The sequence below is a fragment of the Thalassococcus halodurans genome (genome assembly GCF_900108225.1).
Taxonomy (GTDB): Bacteria; Pseudomonadota; Alphaproteobacteria; order Rhodobacterales; family Rhodobacteraceae; genus Thalassococcus; species Thalassococcus halodurans.
Window position 1 is genome coordinate 593,415 of record NZ_FNUZ01000001.1, and the last position, 20,831, is coordinate 614,245.

General features: G+C 59.8%; 22 protein-coding genes and 1 other RNA gene. 11 read left to right on the plus strand and 12 right to left on the minus strand.

Annotated features, from left to right (window positions below; genetic code table 11):
* Positions 1 to 30: 30 nt before the first annotated feature.
* Entirely contained in the window at positions 31 to 993 is a 963-nt protein-coding gene (gene nudC / locus C4S59_RS02970; RefSeq protein WP_103909402.1) for an NAD(+) diphosphatase, read from the minus strand.
* Positions 994 to 1,153: 160 nt separating this feature from the next.
* Here nudC and ffs point away from each other — a divergent pair.
* An RNA gene (gene ffs, locus C4S59_RS02975) (signal recognition particle sRNA small type) lies at positions 1,154 to 1,250 on the plus strand.
* 17 nt (positions 1,251 to 1,267) lie between these two features.
* Here the strand turns inward: ffs and C4S59_RS02980 are convergent.
* From C4S59_RS02980 to C4S59_RS02990, 3 genes are all read right to left on the minus strand, one after another.
* Positions 1,268 to 1,780 carry a phosphatase domain-containing protein gene (locus tag C4S59_RS02980; RefSeq protein WP_103908970.1) on the minus strand — a complete coding sequence of 171 codons (513 nt, stop codon included), beginning with the start codon at positions 1,778 to 1,780 and terminating at the stop codon, positions 1,268 to 1,270.
* A gap of 7 nt (positions 1,781 to 1,787) precedes the next feature.
* Complete coding sequence (ypfJ, locus tag C4S59_RS02985) at positions 1,788 to 2,624, minus strand: KPN_02809 family neutral zinc metallopeptidase (protein WP_103908971.1); 837 nt, start codon at positions 2,622 to 2,624, stop codon at positions 1,788 to 1,790.
* Positions 2,625 to 2,736: 112 nt separating this feature from the next.
* Positions 2,737 to 3,576: a prephenate dehydratase gene (locus tag C4S59_RS02990; protein ID WP_103908972.1), complete on the minus strand. Its 840-nt coding sequence runs from the start codon at positions 3,574 to 3,576 to the stop codon at positions 2,737 to 2,739.
* A gap of 119 nt (positions 3,577 to 3,695) precedes the next feature.
* On the opposite strand from C4S59_RS02990, the gene C4S59_RS02995 reads away from it, so the two are divergent.
* From C4S59_RS02995 to C4S59_RS03015, 5 genes are all read left to right on the plus strand, one after another.
* On the plus strand, positions 3,696 to 4,220 hold the full coding sequence (locus C4S59_RS02995) for a c-type cytochrome (RefSeq protein WP_103908973.1): 525 nt from the start codon (positions 3,696 to 3,698) through the stop codon (positions 4,218 to 4,220).
* Between the two features lie 163 nt (positions 4,221 to 4,383).
* Positions 4,384 to 6,339, plus strand: a complete 1,956-nt coding sequence (locus C4S59_RS03000; RefSeq protein ID WP_103908974.1) for an extracellular solute-binding protein — start codon at positions 4,384 to 4,386, stop codon at positions 6,337 to 6,339.
* Positions 6,340 to 6,357: 18 nt separating this feature from the next.
* The gene (locus C4S59_RS03005; protein ID WP_103908975.1) at positions 6,358 to 7,440 is read left to right on the plus strand and encodes a microcin C ABC transporter permease YejB; all 1,083 of its coding nucleotides are present in this window, start codon (positions 6,358 to 6,360) and stop codon (positions 7,438 to 7,440) included.
* Between the two features lies 1 nt (position 7,441).
* Positions 7,442 to 8,632, plus strand: coding sequence for an ABC transporter permease (locus C4S59_RS03010; protein WP_103908976.1), 1,191 nt, complete (start codon positions 7,442 to 7,444; stop codon positions 8,630 to 8,632).
* On the plus strand, positions 8,629 to 10,230 hold the full coding sequence (locus tag C4S59_RS03015; protein ID WP_103908977.1) for an ABC transporter ATP-binding protein: 1,602 nt from the start codon (positions 8,629 to 8,631) through the stop codon (positions 10,228 to 10,230). The genes C4S59_RS03010 and C4S59_RS03015 overlap by 4 nt, the downstream gene beginning before the upstream one ends.
* A gap of 3 nt (positions 10,231 to 10,233) precedes the next feature.
* Here the strand turns inward: C4S59_RS03015 and C4S59_RS19555 are convergent, their stop codons facing one another.
* Positions 10,234 to 10,386, minus strand: a complete 153-nt coding sequence (locus C4S59_RS19555; protein ID WP_160006736.1) for a hypothetical protein — start codon at positions 10,384 to 10,386, stop codon at positions 10,234 to 10,236.
* 98 nt (positions 10,387 to 10,484) lie between these two features.
* On the opposite strand from C4S59_RS19555, the gene C4S59_RS03020 reads away from it, so the two are divergent.
* Complete coding sequence (locus tag C4S59_RS03020; RefSeq protein ID WP_103908978.1) at positions 10,485 to 11,363, plus strand: LysR family transcriptional regulator; 879 nt, start codon at positions 10,485 to 10,487, stop codon at positions 11,361 to 11,363.
* A gap of 39 nt (positions 11,364 to 11,402) precedes the next feature.
* Here the strand turns inward: C4S59_RS03020 and C4S59_RS03025 are convergent, their stop codons facing one another.
* Together C4S59_RS03025 and C4S59_RS03030 are read right to left on the minus strand one after the other, a co-directional pair.
* A complete protein-coding gene (locus C4S59_RS03025) occupies positions 11,403 to 12,809 on the minus strand; it encodes a D-alanyl-D-alanine carboxypeptidase family protein (protein ID WP_103909403.1) in 1,407 nt (468 codons plus the stop codon).
* A gap of 306 nt (positions 12,810 to 13,115) precedes the next feature.
* Positions 13,116 to 13,811, minus strand: coding sequence for an HAD family hydrolase (locus tag C4S59_RS03030; protein WP_103908979.1), 696 nt, complete (start codon positions 13,809 to 13,811; stop codon positions 13,116 to 13,118).
* Between the two features lie 100 nt (positions 13,812 to 13,911).
* Between C4S59_RS03030 and clpS the strand changes: the two genes are divergently transcribed.
* The 4 genes from clpS (at position 13,912) to hemF (ending at position 17,105) form a co-directional block, all read left to right on the plus strand.
* The gene (clpS, locus tag C4S59_RS03035; protein WP_103908980.1) at positions 13,912 to 14,271 is read left to right on the plus strand and encodes an ATP-dependent Clp protease adapter ClpS; all 360 of its coding nucleotides are present in this window, start codon (positions 13,912 to 13,914) and stop codon (positions 14,269 to 14,271) included.
* Positions 14,272 to 14,298: 27 nt separating this feature from the next.
* Positions 14,299 to 15,291 (plus strand): class I SAM-dependent methyltransferase, encoded by a 993-nt coding sequence (locus C4S59_RS03040; protein WP_103908981.1) that lies wholly within the window; start codon positions 14,299 to 14,301, stop codon positions 15,289 to 15,291.
* Between the two features lie 38 nt (positions 15,292 to 15,329).
* Complete coding sequence (locus tag C4S59_RS03045) at positions 15,330 to 16,130, plus strand: SDR family NAD(P)-dependent oxidoreductase (RefSeq protein ID WP_103908982.1); 801 nt, start codon at positions 15,330 to 15,332, stop codon at positions 16,128 to 16,130.
* Between the two features lie 81 nt (positions 16,131 to 16,211).
* Positions 16,212 to 17,105 carry an oxygen-dependent coproporphyrinogen oxidase gene (hemF, locus tag C4S59_RS03050; protein ID WP_103908983.1) on the plus strand — a complete coding sequence of 298 codons (894 nt, stop codon included), beginning with the start codon at positions 16,212 to 16,214 and terminating at the stop codon, positions 17,103 to 17,105.
* A 3-nt stretch (positions 17,106 to 17,108) separates the two neighbouring features.
* Here hemF and C4S59_RS03055 read toward each other — a convergent pair whose 3' ends face one another.
* The 5 genes from C4S59_RS03055 to C4S59_RS03075 form a co-directional block, all read right to left on the minus strand.
* A complete protein-coding gene (locus tag C4S59_RS03055) occupies positions 17,109 to 17,750 on the minus strand; it encodes a pseudouridine synthase (protein ID WP_103908984.1) in 642 nt (213 codons plus the stop codon).
* Positions 17,747 to 18,208, minus strand: coding sequence for a nucleoside deaminase (locus tag C4S59_RS03060; protein WP_103908985.1), 462 nt, complete (start codon positions 18,206 to 18,208; stop codon positions 17,747 to 17,749). Before C4S59_RS03060 ends, C4S59_RS03055 begins: the two co-directional genes overlap by 4 nt.
* A 42-nt stretch (positions 18,209 to 18,250) precedes the next feature.
* Entirely contained in the window at positions 18,251 to 18,694 is a 444-nt protein-coding gene (dtd, locus tag C4S59_RS03065; protein ID WP_103908986.1) for a D-aminoacyl-tRNA deacylase, read from the minus strand.
* The gene (locus C4S59_RS03070; RefSeq protein WP_103908987.1) at positions 18,691 to 19,593 is read right to left on the minus strand and encodes a carbohydrate kinase family protein; all 903 of its coding nucleotides are present in this window, start codon (positions 19,591 to 19,593) and stop codon (positions 18,691 to 18,693) included. Before C4S59_RS03070 ends, dtd begins: the two co-directional genes overlap by 4 nt.
* Positions 19,594 to 19,655: 62 nt before the next feature.
* On the minus strand, positions 19,656 to 20,789 hold the full coding sequence (locus C4S59_RS03075; RefSeq protein WP_103908988.1) for a TFIIB-type zinc finger domain-containing protein: 1,134 nt from the start codon (positions 20,787 to 20,789) through the stop codon (positions 19,656 to 19,658).
* Positions 20,790 to 20,831 lie beyond the last annotated feature (42 nt).

The following is a 20,831-nucleotide window of genomic DNA, read 5'->3' on the forward strand; positions in this document are numbered from 1 at the left end:
CAACTCGTTATTTTTGCGCGATATTGTGCATCAATCCATGCGATCCGCAAGCCAATTGCGCAACAGGAACTGGGCAATAGCGCCGCGTCGTGCGGGCAAAAGCATGGGGTTCTCACCTGCGAATGAGGCGACCAATTCCTCTTTCGTGACCCATTTGGCGTCTTCCAATTCGTTCGGGTCCAGATGGATTTCGGTCGTTAAAGCCTCGGCGTGGGTGCCGAACATCAGTGAATTCGGGAAGGCCCAAGGCTGCGAGGCAACATAGCGCACCGCGCCCACTTTGACGCCGGATTCCTCGAACACCTCGCGGCGGGTCGCTCCTTCGATGGTTTCCCCGGGTTCAACAAAGCCCGCTAGGCAAGAATACATACCCTCGGGCCAACCGGGCGAGCGGCCCAGCAGGGTTTTGTTGCCGTGAGTGACCAGCATGATCGCAACCGGATCGGTGCGCGGGAAATGCGGCGCGCAGCAGGTGCCGCAGTTGCGCTGCCAACCCGACATGCTGATATCCGACGGTTCGCCACAGCGACTGCAGAATTTATGCGTCCGGTGCCATTCGCACAGGGCTTTCAGGGTCGCGCCGATCTCGGCCTCAAGCGGCGTCAGGCGCGTCATAATCCGGCGCAGTTCGGCAAAGCGCGCACCTTCAATGTCCGGATGCACCTGTTCGGTTGCATCAATAAAACTGCCCATGGCCGAAGCGTCGAGGTCCTCGGGTTCCCAGACAGAGGCGTCATAGCCGAACAAAGCCGTTTCGCCGTCGCGGCCCAGAAACGTCTCAGGCCAGTCGGCCTGAATGGCTGGGTGATCGGTCGGAAGCCGCATCAATGCCACGTCTGGGTCGCCCGTGACCAACAGCTTGCCGCGCCAGATGATCACCGCACGTGCATTTCCAGAGGCGCGCAGCGGGTCCAGCAACTCGGGCTTGCCACGCAATTCGGCAGCGCGCTCTAACTGGCCACCGCCAAAGGTCACCTCTTCTGAAATCTGCATCGCCCTGCCTCCGTCGTTTTTTTTGGTAGGGACAGACATGACAGCGCAGGGGGTAAAATCAAGGACTTTGGCTTTTTTGATCAAAGCGCCCGCCCGTCCCATCGCATGGAATGACAACAGGACCTTGCGAATCCGGTGCGGCTTTACTATGTGCATCAGCGAGAGGTTGGCGCGGGCGAGCGCCTCGCCAACCCGGTCAGGTCCGGAAGGAAGCAGCCGTAACGAGCCCCGCTTGGGTCGTTGTCCAGCCTCTCACCTTATCCCTTTTTTCGGATCAGTCTTCGTGCCGCACAAACTGTGCCGGTGCGCGCGGTGCTGACATGGCCCATTCCATCTGTTCGTCGGTCTCGACCGCCTGCGGGTGGATCGCGCGCAACTGGGCCAGCGCATCATCGGGCGCGATGCCAGATTCAATCATCAAACGCAGCGCCACCATACCGGACCGGCCACAGCCGCCCTTACAATGAACCACGACACGCCCCTTGCCCGTCAGCGCCTGACGGGCGGTTTGGGACACGCGCGGCCATTCGCGCATGAACGCCTCGTCCGGCACGCCGTAATCGAGGATGGGCAAGTGTTCCCATCGCGTGCCGCTTTCCTGAAAATCAGCGCCGATATGTTCCGCCCCAGCGGCTACCATTTCGGCCATGGTCGTCAGCGATATCGCGTAAGACGGCTGGAGATCGCGCAGGTGCTCGATGTCGGCCTCATACACACCATTCCGACCAGGCAATGAGCTTGTGGTCAGGATACCTCCACCGACGGGTATGGCGTGTATGGTGCTCATCTTCAGCTCATAAGCGGTCAGCGTTAAAGGTGTCGCAACTGCGCATGTCACCGGATTTGTAGCCCGTCGCAAACCAGCGCGAGCGCTGTTCGCTGGTGCCATGTGTAAACGTGTGCGGCTGCGGCACACGCCCTGCGTTGCGTTGAAGCGTATCGTCCCCGATCTGGCGGGCGGCGTTCAGTGCCTCGTCGATATCACCCGGCTCTAGCAGACCATCGACGTAATGCGCCCAGACGCCCGACAGGCAATCAGCCTGCAGTTCCAGACGCACAGTCAACGCGTTTGCGGTGACCTCGTCGGATTGCTGCCTCAGACCGTGCACTTCGTTCAAAATCCCAAGCTCGTTCTGGATGTGATGCGCCACTTCGTGGGCCACCACATAGGCCGCTGCGAAATCGCCGCCAGCGCCCAATTGCTGCGCCATGGTCGCGAAGAAATCCGTGTCCAGATAGGCCTTTTCATCCGCAGGGCAGTAGAACGGGCCGGTCGCGCCGCTTGCACCGCCACAGGGCGACTGGGTGACGCCGGAATACAGAACCAACTTGGGTGGGGTGTATTCTAATCCTGCCTGTTCAGGCAAAAGAACGTCCCAGACCTGTTCGGTCGTTCCCAACACCTTAGCGGTGAAATCACCTGCACGCTGTTCGGCGGCGGTCAGTTCGCGCGGCTCGGACGATTGCGGCGCGGCCGCCTGTTCAAGGAAGGGCGACACGTCAATGCCCGCGAAATAGCCGATGGCCAGAATGACCAGCAGGCCAACACCGCCAACACCGGCCTTGCCACCAGCACTGCTGCGGCGGCGGTCTTCGATGTTCTGGCTACGGCGCACATTTTTAAGACGCATACGGACCCTCGAAACTAAACTCGTTCGAGCGATGATACACGCTGTGGGGCATTGGTTAAGTGGGAATTAACCAATTCGACTATCACTGCCCACTTTAGTATGCCTGTGAACCTTAATCGCGACGCGATGCGCGGGGGTATGTGCCCAGAATTTCCAGCATGTCGGTGAAGTAATCCAGCTCTTCAAGCGCAAGTGCGACGTGCGGATCGTCCGGATGGCCTTCGATATCGGCATAGAACTGAGTCGCCGTGAACGACCCGCCGACCATATAGCTTTCCAGCTTGGTCATGTTCACACCATTCGTCGCGAATCCCCCCATCGCTTTGTACAAAGCGGCGGGAATGTTGCGCACCTGGAAGACGAAAGTCGTCATCATGCCGTGTTCGCCACGACGTTTCATGTCGGCTTCGCGCGACATAACAAGGAATCGGGTCGTGTTGTTGCCTTCGTCCTCGATGTGGCGCGCCAGCACGTCCAGACCGTAGATTTCACCGGCCAATTCACCCGCAAGCGCGGCCATCTCGGGGTTTCCACGCTCGGACACGATCTTGGCAGAGCCGGCAGTATCTGCGCCAGTGATCCGCGCGATGCCGTGTTCTTTCAGGAAATTACGGCACTGACCCAACAAAACCGTGTGGCTCATCGCCTCTTTCACGTCGGTCAGTTTTGTACCGGGCAAAGCCAGCAAGTTAATGTGAACACGGACAAAATCTTCTTCGATGATGTGCAGACCGGACTGCGGCAACAGCGAATGGATGTCGGCCACGCGACCGTAAGTCGAGTTCTCGACAGGCAGCATGGCAAGCTCGGCTTCACCGCTGCGGCAGGCTTCGATTGCGTCCTCGAACGTGCGGCAGGGCAGCACGTCAAAATCGGGCCGGGCCTGCCGGCACGCCTGATGTGAATAGGCACCAAGTTCGCCCTGAAATGCGATGAGGGGTCTGTCAGCCATGCTTTTTTCCGTCTAACTGCCGTAAATGGGCGATTGGTCGCGGCTCTTACACCTTGCCAGCGGCGAATGGAACCAATAGATACCGCGCCGAAACGCTTACCACGAGGGAATTGCGACCCATGCTTGACACAATGACGTTCACAAAGGTGATTGGCGGCTTCTGCGGAGCGCTCTTGATCTTCCTTCTTGGCAACTGGGGCGCGGAAATCCTGTACCACGTCGGTGACGACGGTCACGGTGAAGAGCATGCTGCTGCCGGTTACCCGATTGAAGTCGCAGAAGCAGGCGAAGGCGCAGAAGAAGAAGCACCCGCTGATTTCGCCACAGTATTCGCATCCGCCGACGCTGGCGCGGGCGAGAAAGTTTTCGGCAAATGCCGTGCTTGCCACAAGCTGGTTGAAGGTGAAAACGCAGTTGGCCCGTACCTGTACGGTGTTGTCGGCCGCGCAACTGGCGCTGCTTCCGGCTTCAACTACTCCGGTGCTCTGGCCGCTGCGACAGACGCATGGACACCTGAAGCGCTGAACGCCTTCCTGGAAAATCCTGCTGGTTACGCACCGGGCACAACAATGTCCTTCCGCGGCCTGCCCGATGTCGAAGATCGCGCAAACCTGATCGCGTATCTGGACGGCACAGACGGCTAATCAGCCCGACAGCTAGAATTTCAGGAAAGGCCGTGGACCCGCTCCACGGCCTTTTTCTTGTGCGCCGATGACAAGAAGATCACAGATACGCAACTTGATAGTGGCTATTCCATGCCCATAACATACATTCGTAACAGGATCAGTCTTACCCGGAGGACACTAGATGACGCTTAAAAGCGCACGCCACCTCATCCCCGCCAAATCGCGGGAGCAGTCCGCACCGCGCGCCAAAGCGATCGCCATCCCGACCTTAGCCATCAGCCGCCGCTGGCTGTTCGCCAGCGCCTTTGCCATCGCGTCGGTTTTCGCGGCAGAGCGGCTTTGGGCGCAAGAGGCGCAGGACGGCGTCATCAAATCCCACGGCATTTCGTCGTTCGGTGAACTGAAATACCCTGCGGATTTCAAACACTGGGACTATGTAAACCCCGATGCGCCGAAGGGCGGTGAATATTCGACATGGGCCTTCGGCACCTTCGACAGCCTCACGCCCTATATCCTGAAAGGCAACGCAGCCGCAGGGGCCACCGTTTTTTACGACACGTTGATGACCGGCAATCTGGATGAACCGGATTCGATGTACGGTCTGGTCGCCGAAAGTGTCGAATACCCCGAAAACCGCGAATGGGCGATCTTCAACCTGCGCCCCGAAGCCAAGTTCCGCGACGGATCGCAGGTCACGGCACATGACGTGGTGTTTTCCTTCGAGAAACTGTTCAACGAAGGCCAGCCTTCCTACCGCGTAGCGTTGAAAGACTTTGAAAAGGTCGAGGCGCTGGATGATTTCCGCGTCAAATACACCTTCAACCCCGAAGGCCCGCTGCGCGAATTGCTGATGACAGCCGCCGGCCTGCCGATATTTTCAAAGGCCTATTACGAAACCCGCGACTTCACCGAATCCTCGCTGGAACCGCCCATGGGGTCGGGCCAGTACGAATTGCTTAGCGTCGATCCCGGTCAATCCGTGGCCTACAAACGCCGCGATGATTACTGGGGCAAGGACCTGCCGGTAAACGTCGGTCAGAACAACTTCGACGTCATCAAGTTCGAATACTTCGCCGATTACACAACCGCGTTCGAGGCCTTCAAAGCCGGCTCCTATTCCTATCGCGAAGAATCCCTGTCGAAGCTTTGGGCCACTTCCTATGACTTCCCCGCCATCGACAAAGGCTGGGTCAAGGTCGAAACGCTGCCCGATGGCCGCCCGTCCGGCACGCAGGGCTTCTGGTTCAACCTGCGCCGCGACAAATTCAGCGATCCGCGCGTCCGCGAGGCGATCGGTCTGGCGTTTAACTTTGAATGGTCCAATGAATCGCTGTTCTACGGTCTCTATGACCGCACAGACAGCTTCTGGGAAAACTCGGGCACCTTGCAAGCCGAAGGCATGCCGTCCGAGGCCGAACTGGCGCTTCTGGAACCCCTTCGCGCCGACCTGCCGGAAACCGTATTCACCGAACCTGCCTTTGTCCCTGACGTTCAAAAGGCCGAAGATCTGGCCGACCGTCGCGCATTGCGCAAAGCGGGCAAGCTGCTGGATGACGCCGGTTGGGAAGTGGGCGCCGACGGCATCCGCGAAAAGGACGGTGAAAAGCTGACCATCCAGGTGCTGAACGACAGCGCGTCCTTCGACCGCATCATCAACCCGATGATCGAAAACCTGCGCCGTCTGGGGATCGAGGCCGATGCCACACGCGTCGACGCCGCTGAATCGCAGGAACGCGAAAAGAATTTTGATTTCGATATCGTGACACAGCGTTTTTCCATGTCTTCGACACCGGGTGACGAGTTGCGCACGATCTTCGGCTCGGAAACCGCCAACACGCCGGGATCGGCCAATATGGCGGGTATCGCGAACCCTGCGGTGGATGCGCTGATCGAAAAGATCGCCACAGCCGAATCCCGCGAGGAACTGACCGTCGCCACCCGTGCGCTGGACCGGGTACTGCGTTCGATGCACGTCTGGATCCCCCAGTGGTACAAAGGTGCGCACAACATTGCCTATCTGGACATGTTCGCGCGCCCCTACACTGACACGCCTCCGCCATTTGGGATGGGCACTAGTTCGATCTGGTGGTACGACGAAGAAAAAGCGCAGGCTCTGAAAGAAGCTGGCGCATTCTAAGCGGGCAGTAAACGCACCATGGGCGCATATATCCTACGACGGCTGTTGCTGGTGATCCCCACCCTGTTGGGGATCATGATCATCAACTTTGCCTTGGTCCAATTCGTCCCCGGCGGGCCGATCGAACAGATTATCGCGACGCTGGAAGGCGAAGGCGATGCCTTTGCCGGTTTCGCAGGTGGCGGGGGCGAGGCCTCGATGGGCAATTCAGGCAACGACGAATATGCCGGAGCCCGTGGCCTGCCGCCCGAATTCATCGCCGAGCTGGAAAAAGAGTTCGGCTTTGACAAACCGCCCGTGGAACGGTTCCTCGATATGCTGTGGAACTACATGCGCTTCGATTTTGGTGAAAGTTACTTCCGGTCGATCAGCGTGATCGATCTGGTGCTGGAAAAGATGCCCGTGTCGATCTCGCTTGGCCTGTGGTCCACGCTGATCGCCTATATGGTGTCGATCCCCTTGGGCATCCGGAAGGCCGTCAGCGACGGGTCGTCGTTTGATACATGGACGTCGGCAGCAATCATCGTGGCCTATGCAATCCCGGGCTTTCTGTTCGCGATCCTGCTGCTGGTTCTGTTCGCTGGCGGATCGTACCTGCAAATCTTCCCGCTGCGCGGCCTGACGTCGGACAACTGGGAAGACCTGTCCTTGCTGGGCAAGGTGGCCGATTACTTCTGGCACATCGCGCTGCCTGTCATCGCCTCGACCATCTCGGCCTTTGCGACGCTGACACTGTTGACCAAGAACTCGTTCCTGGACGAGATCAAAAAGCAATACGTCATCACCGCCCGCGCCAAAGGTCTGGCGGAAAAGCAGGTTCTGTACGGTCACGTTTTCCGCAACGCGATGCTGATTGTGATCGCCGGTTTCCCTGCGGTTTTCATCGGCGTGTTCTTCTCGGGCAGCTTGATTATCGAAACCATCTTCTCGCTCGACGGCCTTGGGCGTCTGGGGTTCGAGGCCGCTGTCGCCCGAGACTATCCGGTGATCTTCGGTACGCTGTTTATTTTCGGCATCATCGGCCTTGTCGTCGGCATCTTGTCGGACCTGATGTATGTACTGGTCGATCCGCGCATCGATTTCGAACGGCGGGAGGGCTGATATGAGCATTGACCCGAACCCCGCGAACGTGGTGCCCGAACCGACACCTGGCACGCCCGTTGCCCCCGAACCGCCGCGTGGCCGTTTTGCCCTGTCGCCGCTGAACCAGCGCCGCTGGAACAACTTCAAGAAAAACCGCCGCGCTTACTGGTCGCTGTGGATTTTCGCGATCCTGTTCGGCCTGTCGCTCTTTGCCGAGTTTCTGGCGAACGACAAACCGATCATGGTCAGCTACCGCGGCGAAATCCGCATGCCTGTATTCAGCTTTTACGCCGAAACCGACTATGGCGGCGATTTCAAAACCGAAGCCGCTTATCGCGACCCCGAGGTTCAGTGCCTGATCCTAACCGGTGGTTTGGTCGACTGTTTCGACGAACCCGACGACCTGATCGCCTCCGCAAAGGATGGAACGATCACGGACGCTGACTTCCAGAAGGGTTGGATGCTCTGGCCGCCCATCCCCTACAGCTACAAAACCCCTGTGGACCGCCCCGGCGCGGCACCGCTGCCGCCCAACAGCCAGAACTGGCTGGGCACCGATGACACCAAGCGTGATGTGGTCGCGCGTGTGATCTATGGCTTCCGCCTGTCGATCCTGTTCACGCTGATCGTAACGGTCCTGTCGTCCGTCATCGGCATCATTGCGGGCGCGGTACAGGGCTATTTCGGCGGCTGGGTCGATCTGATCTTCCAGCGCGTGATCGAGATATGGAGCGCGACGCCGTCGCTTTATATCATCATTATCCTGTTCGCGATCTTGGGGCGAAGTTTCTGGCTCTTGGTGTTCCTGACCGTCCTGTTCGGCTGGGTTGCCTTGGTGGGCGTTGTTCGGGCCGAATTCCTACGTGCGCGTAACCTTGAATACGTCCGCGCGGCCAAGGCGCTGGGGGTATCCAACCGCACCATCATGTTCCGCCACATGCTGCCCAACGCGATGGTCGCCACCGTCACCATGCTGCCGTTCATCGTCACCGGCACGATCTCGACCCTCGCAGGCCTCGACTTCCTCGGCTTCGGCCTGCCGTCCTCGGCACCGTCGCTGGGCGAGTTGACGCTGCAGGCAAAACAGAACCTTCAGGCACCGTGGCTGGGCTTTACCGCCTTCTTCGTGTTCGCGATCATGCTGTCGCTTCTGGTCTTCATCTTTGAAGGCGTGCGCGATGCCTTTGACCCCAGAAAGACGTTCTCATGACCAATATTCTGGAAGTCCGCGATCTGAAGGTCAGCTTCCGTCAGGACGGCGCCCTGACCCATGCGGTCAAAGGCGTGTCCTTTGACATCCGCAAGGGCGAAACTCTGGCCATCGTCGGTGAATCCGGTTCGGGCAAATCCGTCTCGGCGCTGTCCACCGTATCGTTGCTTGGTCCCGCAGCCGAAGTTTCGGGGTCGGTAAAATACGACAATCAGGAAATGATCGGGGCCGATGAAAAGATGCTGCGCAAGGTGCGTGGCAACGACATCAGCTTTATCTTCCAAGAACCGATGACGTCCCTGAACCCGCTGCACACGCTGGAACGCCAGTTGGGCGAAAGCCTTGCGCTGCATCAGGGTCTGATCGGAGATGAGGCACGCGCGCGCATTCTGGACCTGCTGAACCGCGTCGGCATCCGCAATCCGGAAAGCCGTCTTGGGGCCTATCCGCACGAACTGTCCGGCGGGCAGCGTCAGCGCGTGATGATCGCGATGGCGCTGGCCAACCGGCCCGACCTGTTGATCGCGGACGAACCCACCACGGCGCTGGACGTCACCATTCAGGCGCAGATCCTTGAACTTCTGGCCGAGCTTCAGCGCCAAGAGGGCATGAGCCTTTTGTTCATCACCCACGATCTGGGCATCGTCCGCAAAATCGCCGACCGCGTCTGCGTGATGAAGGCGGGCGAGATTGTCGAAATGGGCCCCACGTCCGAGATTTTCGACAACCCGCAGCACCCCTATACCCAGATGCTGCTTTCTGCCGAAAGCAGTGGATCGCCCGAACCCGTCGAGCCCAACGCCGAGGTCGTGGCCGAAACCAAGAATCTGAAAATCTGGTTCCCGATCCACAAGGGCCTGCTGAAACGCACTGTGGGCCATGTGAAGGCCGTCAACGATGCGTCGATTTCCGTTCGTGCTGGCGAAACCGTCGGGATCGTGGGCGAGTCCGGATCGGGCAAAACGACGCTGGCACTGGCCATCATGCGGTTGATCCAGTCCGAGGGCGGCATCACCTATCGCGGCCAGAACGTGCGCGACTGGTCGACCAAGGAACTGCGTCGGTTACGCTCGGAAATGCAGATCGTGTTTCAGGACCCCTTCGGATCGCTGTCGCCGCGCATGACGTGCGAACAGATCATTGCCGAGGGGCTGGGCGTGCACGGCTCGCCCGATGGCCGTTCAAAACGAGACCATGTGATTGAAGTGATGACCGAGGTCGGGCTGGATCCTGCCACGATGCACCGCTACCCGCATGAGTTTTCCGGCGGCCAACGGCAGCGCATCGCCATCGCCCGCGCCATGGTTCTGCGCCCCCGTCTGGTGGTGCTGGATGAACCGACATCGGCCCTGGACATGACCGTTCAGGTGCAGATCGTAAACCTGCTGCGCGACCTGCAGCGCAAGTACGATCTGGCCTATCTGTTCATCAGCCACGACCTGCGCGTTGTTCGCGCGATGTCGCATAAGGTGCTGGTGATGAAGCAGGGCGATGTGGTGGAAATGGGCACGACCGAAGACATCTTTGACCGCCCCCAAACCGCCTATACGCAGGAACTGATATCCGCGGCCTTCGGCCCCGCTGTCGCGGCGGAATAGCCCCTACTTGGCCTTGAACAAACGGACCGGCGCGGTGAACCTGCGCCGCTTTTCCTGTGTCTCGGGCGTGGGTTGGGACACATCGTGGGGGGCGATCCACGGGTCTTGGGGCAGACGTGTGGCGACGTGAATGCTTTTTGCAAGAATACCTAACATGGGAAACTCCGTTCAAATGTGGTGATGCAGATTCCTTCCCACATTTGACGAAACCAATCGAATCAGGAATTTTAGCCATATGTAAGCTAGGATTTCATATGGACTGGTCTTCCCTTCCCCCTCTGGCCGCATTACGGGCCTTCAGCGCCTATGCCGAAACCGGTTCGGTCAACCGCGCGGGCGATGCGCTGAATGTCAGCCATGCGGCCATCAGCCAGCAACTGCGCGCCTTGGAAACGCACCTTGGCCTGCGTCTTTTGGAACGCAACGGGCGCAGCATGACCCTGACGCCTGACGGCCATCAACTGGCCCGCACGCTGGCCGAAAGCTTTGACCAGATCAGCCAGACCATCACCGCCCTGACCGGCGCGGATGATGCACGGCCTTTGCACATCGCCACCTCGCCCAGCTTTGCCGCCAACTGGCTGATGCCACGCATGGGCAACTTCACCGCCGAGCATCCGGAATTCGACGTGATGATCTCGCCCAGCCCCGATCTTGTGACTCTTGAACCCGGCGGCGTGGATGTGGCCATCCGCTATGGCGAAGGGGGCTGGAAGGGCGTCGATAGCGAACCGCTGATCAGATCGCCCATCACTGTTGTTGCGGCCCCGTCACTGGTGGGCGATGGCCCTATCCCCAGTCTCGAAGACCTGGCCAAGCTGCCTTGGATTCAGGAACTGGGCACGACGGAAGCCACCCAATGGCTGGCCAGTCACGGCATCCAGAACGCCCGCATCAAAGGCATCGTCGTGCCCGGCAACCTGATGCTGGACGGGCTGAGGAACGGCCAAGGCGTGGCGGTAACCACCTATGTCGCCATCAAGGACGATCTGGAAAGCGGACGCCTGCGCCTGCTGCACGAAGAACGCCCGAATGCAGGCTATCATATCGTCACGCGCCCGGCCGCGCACAGGCCCGCGTTGAAGGCCTTTCTGAAATGGCTGCGTCAAGAAGGAAAAATGGCGTCGGAGTAACCCCCGACGCCAGCCCTACTGTCCCCATTATTGGTTTTATTAGCTGGGCCCTATCATAAAGCACGTGACCTGACGCGCTTGCAGTCGGCGGCACGCAAGGTCCGCCTGTTCACGGGTCATGCCCATGAAATTCGCATCATGCCCCTGCGTGCGGCTGACAACCTTGCGCAGGCTTCCGTCCAGTGTCGCCATCTCCGCCAGTGCGGTTTTCAGCAACATCTTTTCGGCGGCATATTTGGTGGTGAAGCGCCCCACGTTGATCCCCCAATGACGTCCGCCGGATGTGGAAATACGGCTGACAACCTCGGCATCCTTTTGGGCCACCTTGGGTTTCGGGGTGGGCTTGGTCGTGGCTGCGGCCAGAACAACGTTCTTTGGACGCGAAACGGGTTTCACCGATGCAGCAGGCGCTGTGGCCGTCGCCGGAATGGACGCGGCGGCAACCTGTTGAATTTCGGTGACTTCGACCTTCTGCGCCTCTTGCAGCAGCGAATTGATGTCGTCCTTGACCTCGGCCACCAGTAGCGGCGCATCGGGGACAGGGCGCATCTGTGGGCGCAGGCTGGTTTTCACCGACGGTGTGACCACACGAATGGTTTTACCACGCGCGCGAGAATCGGTCTGGCTGGCCGACGCGATCTGTGTGCCGCCACCGGTGCCTGCATTACCGTAGTAGCGCGGTTTGCCCGGACGGTGCAGCGCAATGCGGCTGGGCGCTTTGCGGAACCCAAGATCCAGCAGCTTTTCGACCTGCGCGTTACGTGTCGCAGTGGATTTGCCGCCGAACACGGTTGCGATAATCCGTTCGCTGCCCCGTTCGGCAGAGGCCACAAGGTTGAAACCGGCAGCACGGGTGTAGCCCGTTTTGATGCCATCAGCGCCTTTGTAGCTATCCAGCAGGCGGCGGTTGGTGTGCGATACTGTGCGCACGCCTGCATCAGCCGTCTTGCGGCCGAACAGGTTATAGTATTCGGGATAGTCGTACAGCACGTGGCGACCCAGAATGGACATATCACGCGCGGTCGACAGGTGGCCGGATTCGGTCAGACCATGGGCGTTTTTGAACGTGGTCCGCGTCATGCCCATTTCTTTGGCCGTGCGGTTCATACGACGGGCAAAGGCCGCCTCGGACCCCGAAATCGCTTCGCCAATCGCGGTTGCGGCATCGTTGGCGGATTTCACCGCAGCGGCCCGCACCAGATAGCGCAGCTTGATCTTCTGCCCCGCACGCAGCCCCAGTTTCGAGGGCGGCTCGGACGCTGCTTTTCGGGAAATAGTCACCAGCGTGTCCATCGACAGCTCGCCGTTCTCGACCGCTTCGAACGCAATATAAAGCGTCATCATTTTGGTGAGGGAAGCAGGGTGCAACCGCGTGTCGGCGTTTTCGCTGTAGTAGACCTTGCCCGTTCGCGCATCCATGACCATGCCCGCGTAGGGCGCAGCCATCACGCTTAGTGGCAAGACCACCAAAAACCAGAATGCGGTAAATACGAATAGGCCATAGTGGCCCGTGCGCCTGCGCCGTCCCGTCACGGTTCTACTCTCTTCTGCCTCGATGCCCCCGAATTTTTTCGGTGAGCGTTTTATTGATTATCAAAATGATAGCACACGAAAGTGATCTAATAAAGCCTTCATTTTTATAGTATTTTTGACACCCGAGGCCGTCAAAAATACGACATCTAGCGGCTAAGTCCCTGCCCCACCACTAAAAGCGCGATTGTGGCAAAATCTGGGCGCAAGGGCCGGCGACGATCAGCCGATCGCCTTGATCAAATCGGGCAAGGCGCCCAAATCGGCGATTTCGTGATACTTCGGGTGCTCGGGCGCGTCGGCATGTTCAAAGTCCCACGCCAGATCATGGGGCACAAAAACGCCGTGGCTGCCTGCCTCAATGGCCGGTCGCACATCGCTTTTCATCGAATTCCCGACCATCATCGCGCCCTCGGCCCCGCCGTCATGACCCGCGAAAATGCGGGCATACACATCGGGCGTTTTGTCGGACACAATCTCGACCGCATCAAAGAAATCGCCCAAGCCCGATTGCGCCAGTTTGCGTTCCTGATGCAGCAAATCACCCTTGGTGATCAGCAAAATCCGATGGCTTCCGGCCAAGGCTTCGACCGTTTCTTGGGCATGTGGAAGCAATTCGATCGGATGCGCCAGCATGTCGCGGCCCACATCGATCAGCTCTCGGATCACCTCGCCCGGCACTTTGTGATCGGTCACGTCCAGCGCGGTTTCGATCATCGACAAAACAAAGCCCTTTACCCCGAACCCATAGTGCCCAAGGTTGCGTTTTTCAGCCTCATACAGGCGTTTTGGCAAACCATTTGCATCGGTATGGTCACGTAGCAATTCGGCGAATCGTTCCTCGGTCAGCTTGAAAAACCGCTCGTTATGCCAAAGCGTATCGTCGGCATCGAAGGCAATTGTGGATAGATTCACCATCTTCAAGCATCTTCCCTTGGGATAGGCCCCTTTTCTCGGGCGTGAACAGGGTTATATAGTCACCTCAATTGATAAGCAGCAACACAGCTCCCCACACCGAATGACCGATATCTCCAATCTAGCGACATGCATGGCCTCGGGCCCACGCCAACCGCAGGACGGTGATGGCGACTCGTCCGTTGTGGTCGACGTCAAACCCAAAACCAAACGTCCGCCTTTGTACAAAGTTCTGTTGCTGAACGACGATTACACGCCGATGGAATTCGTCGTGCAGGTTCTGGAACGGTTCTTTGGCATGACGCACGCGCAATCGTTCGAAATCATGCTGACCGTTCATAAAAAGGGCGTCGCTGTGGTTGGTGTCTTCAGCCACGAGATCGCCGAAACCAAGGTCGGCCAGGTCATGGACTTTGCCCGCCGGCACCAGCATCCGCTGCAGTGCACCATGGAAAAGGAATGATCCGCCTGACCGGCTGGATCCTCTGATATGGCAACCTCACGCTTAGCTTTTGCGGCCGATACCGGCCTTCTGTCGCTTCCGGATGATGGCGCTATCGGCCTGTTCGGCGCGACTGCGGACAGCGACCTGTCCTTTGTTCCCAAAGACCGCGCGCAGGTCATCCAGCGGAACTATCCCGATCATGCGGGACTTGCGCGCCGTGGGTTTGACTGCACTGTTGAGGCAACCGGTCCCTTCGCCGCCGCCATCGTCACCCTGCCCCGCGCCAAGGCCTATGCCCAATCGCTGGTGGCCGAGGCCGCAGCCCTGACCAAGGGCGGCACGGTCTACGTGGACGGGGCAAAAACCGACGGCGTCGATACGATGCTGAAGGCGCTGAAAAAACAGGGGCTGGACGTTACGCAGGCGTCCAAGAACCACGGCCGCGTCATCGCCTTTACCGCCGATGACCGCCTGAGCGGCTGGATCGACACTGAACCGAAGAAGAACAAGGACGGCTTCTTTACACAGCCCGGCGTGTTCTCGGCCGATGGTGCCGATCCCGCGTCTGTTGCGCTAGCTGCTGCATTGCCCGCGAAACTGGGGGGCCGCGTGGCCGATCTGGGCGCAGGCTGGGGCTATCTGGCGCAAGCGATCCTGACACGCGAAGGTGTGACCGGTGTCACGCTAGTCGAGGCCGATCACGCCGCGTTGGAATGCGCCAAGCTGAACGTCACGGACGACCGCGCCAGCTTTGACTGGGCCGACGCGACCCAGTGGGAAAACAAGGAATACTTTGACAGCGTGGTCATGAACCCGCCGTTCCATACCGGTCGCAAAGGCGATCCGTCGTTGGGTCAGGCCTTTATCGACACCGCCGCGCGGGTGCTGAAGCCGACAGGCAAGCTGTATCTGGTGGCAAACCGCCACCTGCCCTACGAACAAACGCTGGAAGCGCGCTTTAAAAACGTTGCCGAAATTGCGGGCGACCGTAGCTTTAAAATTGTCGAAGCCAGCCATCCCACTCGCCAACGGCGATAACCACCGCTAACCTGCGCCAAAATCATCGGAGTTGATGCATGAGTTTTTCGATCGAGGGCAAGACAGCCATCGTGACAGGCGCAGCGAACGGCGTCGGTTTGTCCATCGCCCGTCACTTTGCCCGCAAAGGCGCAAATGTCATGTTCGCCGATATGGACGAAGCGCGTCTTTGTGACGAAGTGGGAGAACGCGAAGAGGCCGACAACATCCGCTATTTCGCAGGCGACCTACGCGAACGTCTGACGCTGGCAAACCTGCTGTCGGCCACTTTGGACCAGTTCGATCGCATCGACATCCTTGTGAATGGCAGCCGCCAGATTCTGCCGACCGATCCGCTGGATATGGACGACGAATCCGTTGAACGGCTGTTGTCGCAAAACATGACAACCGCACTGCGCCTGTCGCAGATGGTGGCCAAGCGCATGATCAAACAGGCCGACGGACGCGAGGTGGAGACAGCCGGCGCGATCGTGAACCTGTCGTCGATTGCGGCCCGCCGCACGCACCCCGATCTTCTGGGCTATTCGATTTCCGCTGCTGCGATGGACCAGATGACGCGCTCTTTGGCCGTGGCCTTGGCCCCGCATGATATCCGCGTGAACGCGGTCGCCTTCGGCTCGCTCATGTCCGCCAGCCTGAAAGACGCGCTGAAAGAACATTCGGAATACCGCGACACCATTCAGGAACATACGCCCATGGGCCGGATCGCGTCACCTGACGAACTGGTCGAAGCGGTGCAATTCCTGTCATCGGATGCCTCGCGCTTTATGACCGGCCAGGTCGTCACCGTGGATGGTGGCCGCACGCTGGTTGATGCCGTGGGCGCCCCTGCGCACTAAGTCGCGGGCCGATCCACACCCTTCGGGCTTTCCACCTGCTGTGACCTTGGCTAGACAAGACCCAAGCAGAAGGAGCGCCCGATGACCAATGACCTGATCCAAGAACGCGACCGCGCCAGCGCATGGTTCCGCACATTGCGCGACCAGATTGTTGCAGCCTTCGAGGATCTGGAAAAAACGCACGCCACAGGCCCCCTGTCCGATCAGGCCCCCGCGACGTTCGAGGTCACGGAAACCAAGCGTAAATCCGATGACGGATCAGACGCAGGCGGAGGCTTGATGAGCGTCATGCGCGGCGGTCGTGTGTTCGAAAAGGTCGGCGTCAATGTCTCGACCGTTTATGGCACCCTCGGGGAACGGGCGCAGATGGCAATGGCCGCGCGCAAGGGGATTCCCGGTATGAAGGACGACCCGCGGTTCTGGGCGTCCGGCATTTCACTGGTGGCCCACATGCAGAACCCGCATGCCCCCGCCGTCCACATGAACACCCGTATGTTCTGGACACCGCACGCATGGTGGTTCGGCGGCGGGTCCGATCTGAACCCCTGCATCGAATACGACGAAGACACCGCGCACTTCCACGCGACGCAGAAACAGCACCTCGACCCCCATGGCGAGGCGCTCTACCCCGAGCTGAAGGCATGGGCAGATGAGTATTTCTTCGTCCCCCACCGTGGCCGCGCCCGTGGCGTTGGCGGCATCTTTATGGATGATCGATGCACCGATGATTGGGAGGCGGACTTTGCCCTGACCCAAGACATCGGCAAAGCCTTCCTGCCCGCCTATCTGCCGTTGGTCGAAAAGCGCCGCGTGCAGGATTGGACGGATGCCGACAAAGACGCGCAGCTGGTCCATCGCGGGCTCTATGCGGAATACAATCTGGTCTATGACCGTGGCACCAAGTTCGGTCTGGAAACCGGCCATGATGCCAATGCGGTCCTGATGTCGCTGCCGCCCTTGGCCAAGTGGGTCTGACCCCTAGACCAGACGCCATTCCCCCGGCTTCAACGCCCCAAGGTCCCAATCCCCCACCCGTGCCCGCACCAGACGCAGGCACGGCAGGCCCACATGCGCACACATGCGGCGCACCTGACGGTTGCGGCCTTCGGTGATGGTGATCTCAAGCCACGCGTCCGGCACAGATTTCCGATAGCGCACAGGCGGGTCCCGTTCCCACAGGTCCGGCGCGTCGATCAGACGTGCCTTGGCGGGACGCGTCTTGCCGTCTTTCAGCGTGACACCGTTTTGCAGCTCATCCAGTTGTTCCTGCGTTGGCGTGCCTTCAACCATGACCAGATAGGTTTTGGGGCGCTTGTACTTCGGGTTCGAAATCCGCGCCTGTAGCGCGCCATCGTCGGTCAGAACCATCAACCCTTCGCTGTCCCGATCCAGCCGCCCTGCCGGATAGACGCCGGGCAGGTCGATGTAGTTCGACAGCGTTTCACGCTCGGACCCTTCGGTGCCTTTGTCGGTGAACTGCGACAGCACCCCATAAGGTTTGTTGAACAGCACAATCCGGCGGTTCTTGGGCTGAACGTGCTGCTTGCCTTGCGGGCGCTTCTGATCACGCCCTTGCGGACGGCTCTGCGGGCGCGAATTGGCACGGGGGCGCTGGCTCATGCCTCACCCCGTTTGCTTGCGAAAAACGTTTTCAAAAGATCCTCGCTATCGGCGGCGGCAAGCCCGTCATAGACCTCGGGCACGTGGTGGCATTGCGGGTGCGCATAGACCCGCGCGCCTTGCGCCACACCACCCGATTTCGGGTCACTTGCGCCGTAATACAGCCTGCGAATGCGCGCGAAGGAAATCGCGCCTGCACACATCGGGCAGGGTTCCAGCGTTACATAGAGATCATGATCCACCAGCCGTTCCTGCCCCAGCGCATCACAGGCAGCGCGGATGGCCAGCACCTCGGCATGGGCGGTGGGATCGTTCAGTTCCCGCGTGCGATTGCCGGCCTCGGCCACCACAGCACCATCGCGCGCAACGATAACAGCACCCACGGGCACCTCTCCGCGTTCAGCGGCGGCGCGGGCCTGCGCAAGGGCGCGGTCCATGTGGGTAGGCTTGCGGGTCATGGACACGCAGATAACGGGTTTCGCATCCGGTGACGAGGGGGCTTAGTCCGCGCTGTCCATCCAGATCGTAACGGGCCCATCGTTCAACAGCCGCACTTTCATATCCGCGCCGAACTGGCCGGTTGCTACGTCCAGCCCTTCTTGGCGAAGGCGATCGGCGAAATATTCGTACAGACGCTCGCCCTCGGCCGGTGGGGCCGCCTGCGAGAAACCGGGTCGGTTGCCGCGCGATGTATCGGCAGACAGGGTGAACTGGCTGACGACCAGTGCCGCATTGCCGCTGTCCTTGACCGACAGGTTCATCTTACCCGCGTCGTCCTTGAAAATCCGCAGCTTGCCGATCTTGGTGGCAAGGCGGTCTGCCTCGGCCTCGGTGTCGCCCTGCATCGCGCAGACAAGGATCAACAGGCCCGCGCCGATCTCCCCGATCACGTCGCCATCGACGGTGACCGACGCCTCGGATACGCGTTGAAGAAGGATCCTCACAGCTCGCTCCGCCACGGCGGGTTGGCACCAGCCCGCGACACGGTGATCGCTGCAGCAAAGGTGCCCAGACGCAGCGCAGGTGTCAGCGCATCCTGATCCGCCGCTGCCAGCGCGTCACGGGTCAACAGGCCCGCTTCGTCCAGACCGGCCAGAAGGCCCGCGTTGAACGTATCGCCAGCGCCGACGGTATCGACGACCTCGGCCTTTTGCGCAGCTACGCGGAACGTGCCATTGGCTGTGACCGCATCGACGCCTTCCGACCCGCGCGTGACCAGAACCAGCACGGCACCGCCGTCGATCAACTGTTCGGCAGTGACGCCGATCCATTCCATATCTTCGTCCGACACTTTGATGATGTCCGCCTGCGCCAGCATCTTGTCCAGACGCGCGCGGTAGCGGGGCTCATCCGTGATAAAGCCGGGGCGGATGTTCGGGTCGATCATGATGACACGCTTGCCGGCCTCGCGCGCGCAAAGCGCGGCGTAGGTGTCTGCGGCAGGTTCGGACACAAGGCTGATCCCGCCAAAGAACACGGCGTTTACATTGTCGCTGAGCGTCGGCAGATCGCCTTCGATCAGCATCCGGCCAGCGGTGTTTTCATCGTAGAACGCATATTTCGCGTGGCCATCGGTCAGCGTGACAAAGGCCAGCGTCGTGGGCCGGTCGCTGCGCGCGGCAAAGCTTGCGTCCACGTGGGACGCTTCCAGAACCGACACCAGTTGTTCGCCAAACAGATCGTTCGACAGCCCGCCAAAGAAGCCGACCTTGGTGCCCAGACGCCCCAAAGCAATCGCCGTGTTGTAGACCGCGCCGCCAGCGTAGGGGGCAAAGGACGGTTCGCCGCCGGTGCTTTCGCGGGGCAACATGTCAATCAGGGCTTCGCCGCAACACAGGATCATCTGGGGCCTCTTTTCGTCGGATGTTAGCGCCAACAGTCCTTAAATGAGCGCCCTGCCTGAGTCTACTGGTTCATTGCATAGAAATAGCCGACAGCCGCCGCCACGATCAGCCCGAGGATCACAGCAAAGGCGATTTTCCACGCCGACCATGGGCGTTCGCCCTGAACACGACCCGTCTGGCCATTCACAACAAAGCGGTAGGTCTGGCCGCGATATTTGTAGGCCGCCAGCCACACGGGCAGCAGGACATGCTTGAACGTCACATCCCGCACGGTAGTGTCCACACTGCTGATACGCTGCCTGTCGCCGCCAATGTCGAACTTGATGTCCCGTTCAATCTGACGATCCATGATCTGCCGCGCCTCGACAAAGCCGTCGTCCAGTTCGACAGTATAGGCCTCGGCCCTGAAACCCGCCAGAAACTCGGGGCGGTAGGGTTCAAGCGCGGTCATATCCCAAGGCTGAAGCGCGTCGGTGTATTTCTTGGGCAAGGACCGCGAGGCCAACACCAGTACATCATCAAAGAACCGCGCCACACGGCCCGACACAGGCCGCCAGCGGATTTTCTGAACACGCACGGTTTCGGATTTTCCGTTCCGCATCACAGTGCGATTTTCGTAATAGACCGTGCCGCGCTGGCCGCGATAGGACGATTTGGTATCCGCATCGAAGGTCCAGTAAGGCACATAGATGCCCTGCATCTTGCGCCCCTTACGGGCATATTCAGCAAGGCCATTGGGCGCGAACCACAGACCACCTAACCAGTCGGTCATCGCGCCACGTGCGGCATCTTCGGTCAGAACAAAAGGCATCACTGCCTTTGGCTTGATATGCCTGTCCTCGCCTGTGTCGGTGACAAAAGGCGTCGCACAGAACGGACATTCCTTGGCCTGAACATCTGACGCAATTTCGACCGATGCCCCGCAATTTGGGCAGTTGGACACGCGGGTAATTTCCATTTCTTGCGCAGGCAACTGATCACGCACAGCCTGCTGGAAATCCAATTCGCGAATGCCGCCTTCCCACGGACCCGCGTGGGCGATGGGTTCTTCATGACCACAGTGATCGCAGTGCAGGGCACCTTTGTCTGGCGCATAGCGATAGTCCGCGCCGCAATTTTCACAGGGAAAGCGGTGCTCTTCCACGGGGGCTGCCTGCGCCTCGGGGAACGGGGGCGGCGGGGGTGGTTGGGTCATATCGCGCCTTTGGTGCGGTCGTCAGTCTGTTCGTCGTCCTGG

What these genes read in the sequence shown, in the direction of transcription:
- C4S59_RS02990 (WP_103908972.1), bottom strand. Translation starts at nt 3,576, where the DNA reads ATGGCTGACAGACCCCTCATCGCATTTCAGGGCGAACTTGGTGCCTAT.
- C4S59_RS03000 (WP_103908974.1), top strand. Translation starts at nt 4,384, where the DNA reads ATGACGCTTAAAAGCGCACGCCACCTCATCCCCGCCAAATCGCGGGAG.
- C4S59_RS03040 (WP_103908981.1), top strand. Translation starts at nt 14,299, where the DNA reads ATGGCAACCTCACGCTTAGCTTTTGCGGCCGATACCGGCCTTCTGTCG.
- hemF (WP_103908983.1), top strand. Translation starts at nt 16,212, where the DNA reads ATGACCAATGACCTGATCCAAGAACGCGACCGCGCCAGCGCATGGTTC.
- ypfJ (WP_103908971.1), bottom strand. Translation starts at nt 2,624, where the DNA reads ATGCGTCTTAAAAATGTGCGCCGTAGCCAGAACATCGAAGACCGCCGC.
- C4S59_RS03015 (WP_103908977.1), top strand. Translation starts at nt 8,629, where the DNA reads ATGACCAATATTCTGGAAGTCCGCGATCTGAAGGTCAGCTTCCGTCAG.
- C4S59_RS03075 (WP_103908988.1), bottom strand. Translation starts at nt 20,789, where the DNA reads ATGACCCAACCACCCCCGCCGCCCCCGTTCCCCGAGGCGCAGGCAGCC.
- C4S59_RS03045 (WP_103908982.1), top strand. Translation starts at nt 15,330, where the DNA reads ATGAGTTTTTCGATCGAGGGCAAGACAGCCATCGTGACAGGCGCAGCG.
- C4S59_RS03010 (WP_103908976.1), top strand. Translation starts at nt 7,442, where the DNA reads ATGAGCATTGACCCGAACCCCGCGAACGTGGTGCCCGAACCGACACCT.
- C4S59_RS03055 (WP_103908984.1), bottom strand. Translation starts at nt 17,750, where the DNA reads ATGAGCCAGCGCCCCCGTGCCAATTCGCGCCCGCAGAGCCGTCCGCAA.
- clpS (WP_103908980.1), top strand. Translation starts at nt 13,912, where the DNA reads ATGACCGATATCTCCAATCTAGCGACATGCATGGCCTCGGGCCCACGC.
- C4S59_RS02995 (WP_103908973.1), top strand. Translation starts at nt 3,696, where the DNA reads ATGCTTGACACAATGACGTTCACAAAGGTGATTGGCGGCTTCTGCGGA.
- C4S59_RS03070 (WP_103908987.1), bottom strand. Translation starts at nt 19,593, where the DNA reads ATGATCCTGTGTTGCGGCGAAGCCCTGATTGACATGTTGCCCCGCGAA.
- C4S59_RS02980 (WP_103908970.1), bottom strand. Translation starts at nt 1,780, where the DNA reads ATGAGCACCATACACGCCATACCCGTCGGTGGAGGTATCCTGACCACA.
- C4S59_RS03025 (WP_103909403.1), bottom strand. Translation starts at nt 12,809, where the DNA reads ATGGCTGCGCCCTACGCGGGCATGGTCATGGATGCGCGAACGGGCAAG.
- C4S59_RS19555 (WP_160006736.1), bottom strand. Translation starts at nt 10,386, where the DNA reads ATGTTAGGTATTCTTGCAAAAAGCATTCACGTCGCCACACGTCTGCCC.
- C4S59_RS03005 (WP_103908975.1), top strand. Translation starts at nt 6,358, where the DNA reads ATGGGCGCATATATCCTACGACGGCTGTTGCTGGTGATCCCCACCCTG.
- nudC (WP_103909402.1), bottom strand. Translation starts at nt 993, where the DNA reads ATGCAGATTTCAGAAGAGGTGACCTTTGGCGGTGGCCAGTTAGAGCGC.
- C4S59_RS03030 (WP_103908979.1), bottom strand. Translation starts at nt 13,811, where the DNA reads ATGGTGAATCTATCCACAATTGCCTTCGATGCCGACGATACGCTTTGG.
- C4S59_RS03060 (WP_103908985.1), bottom strand. Translation starts at nt 18,208, where the DNA reads ATGACCCGCAAGCCTACCCACATGGACCGCGCCCTTGCGCAGGCCCGC.
- C4S59_RS03020 (WP_103908978.1), top strand. Translation starts at nt 10,485, where the DNA reads ATGGACTGGTCTTCCCTTCCCCCTCTGGCCGCATTACGGGCCTTCAGC.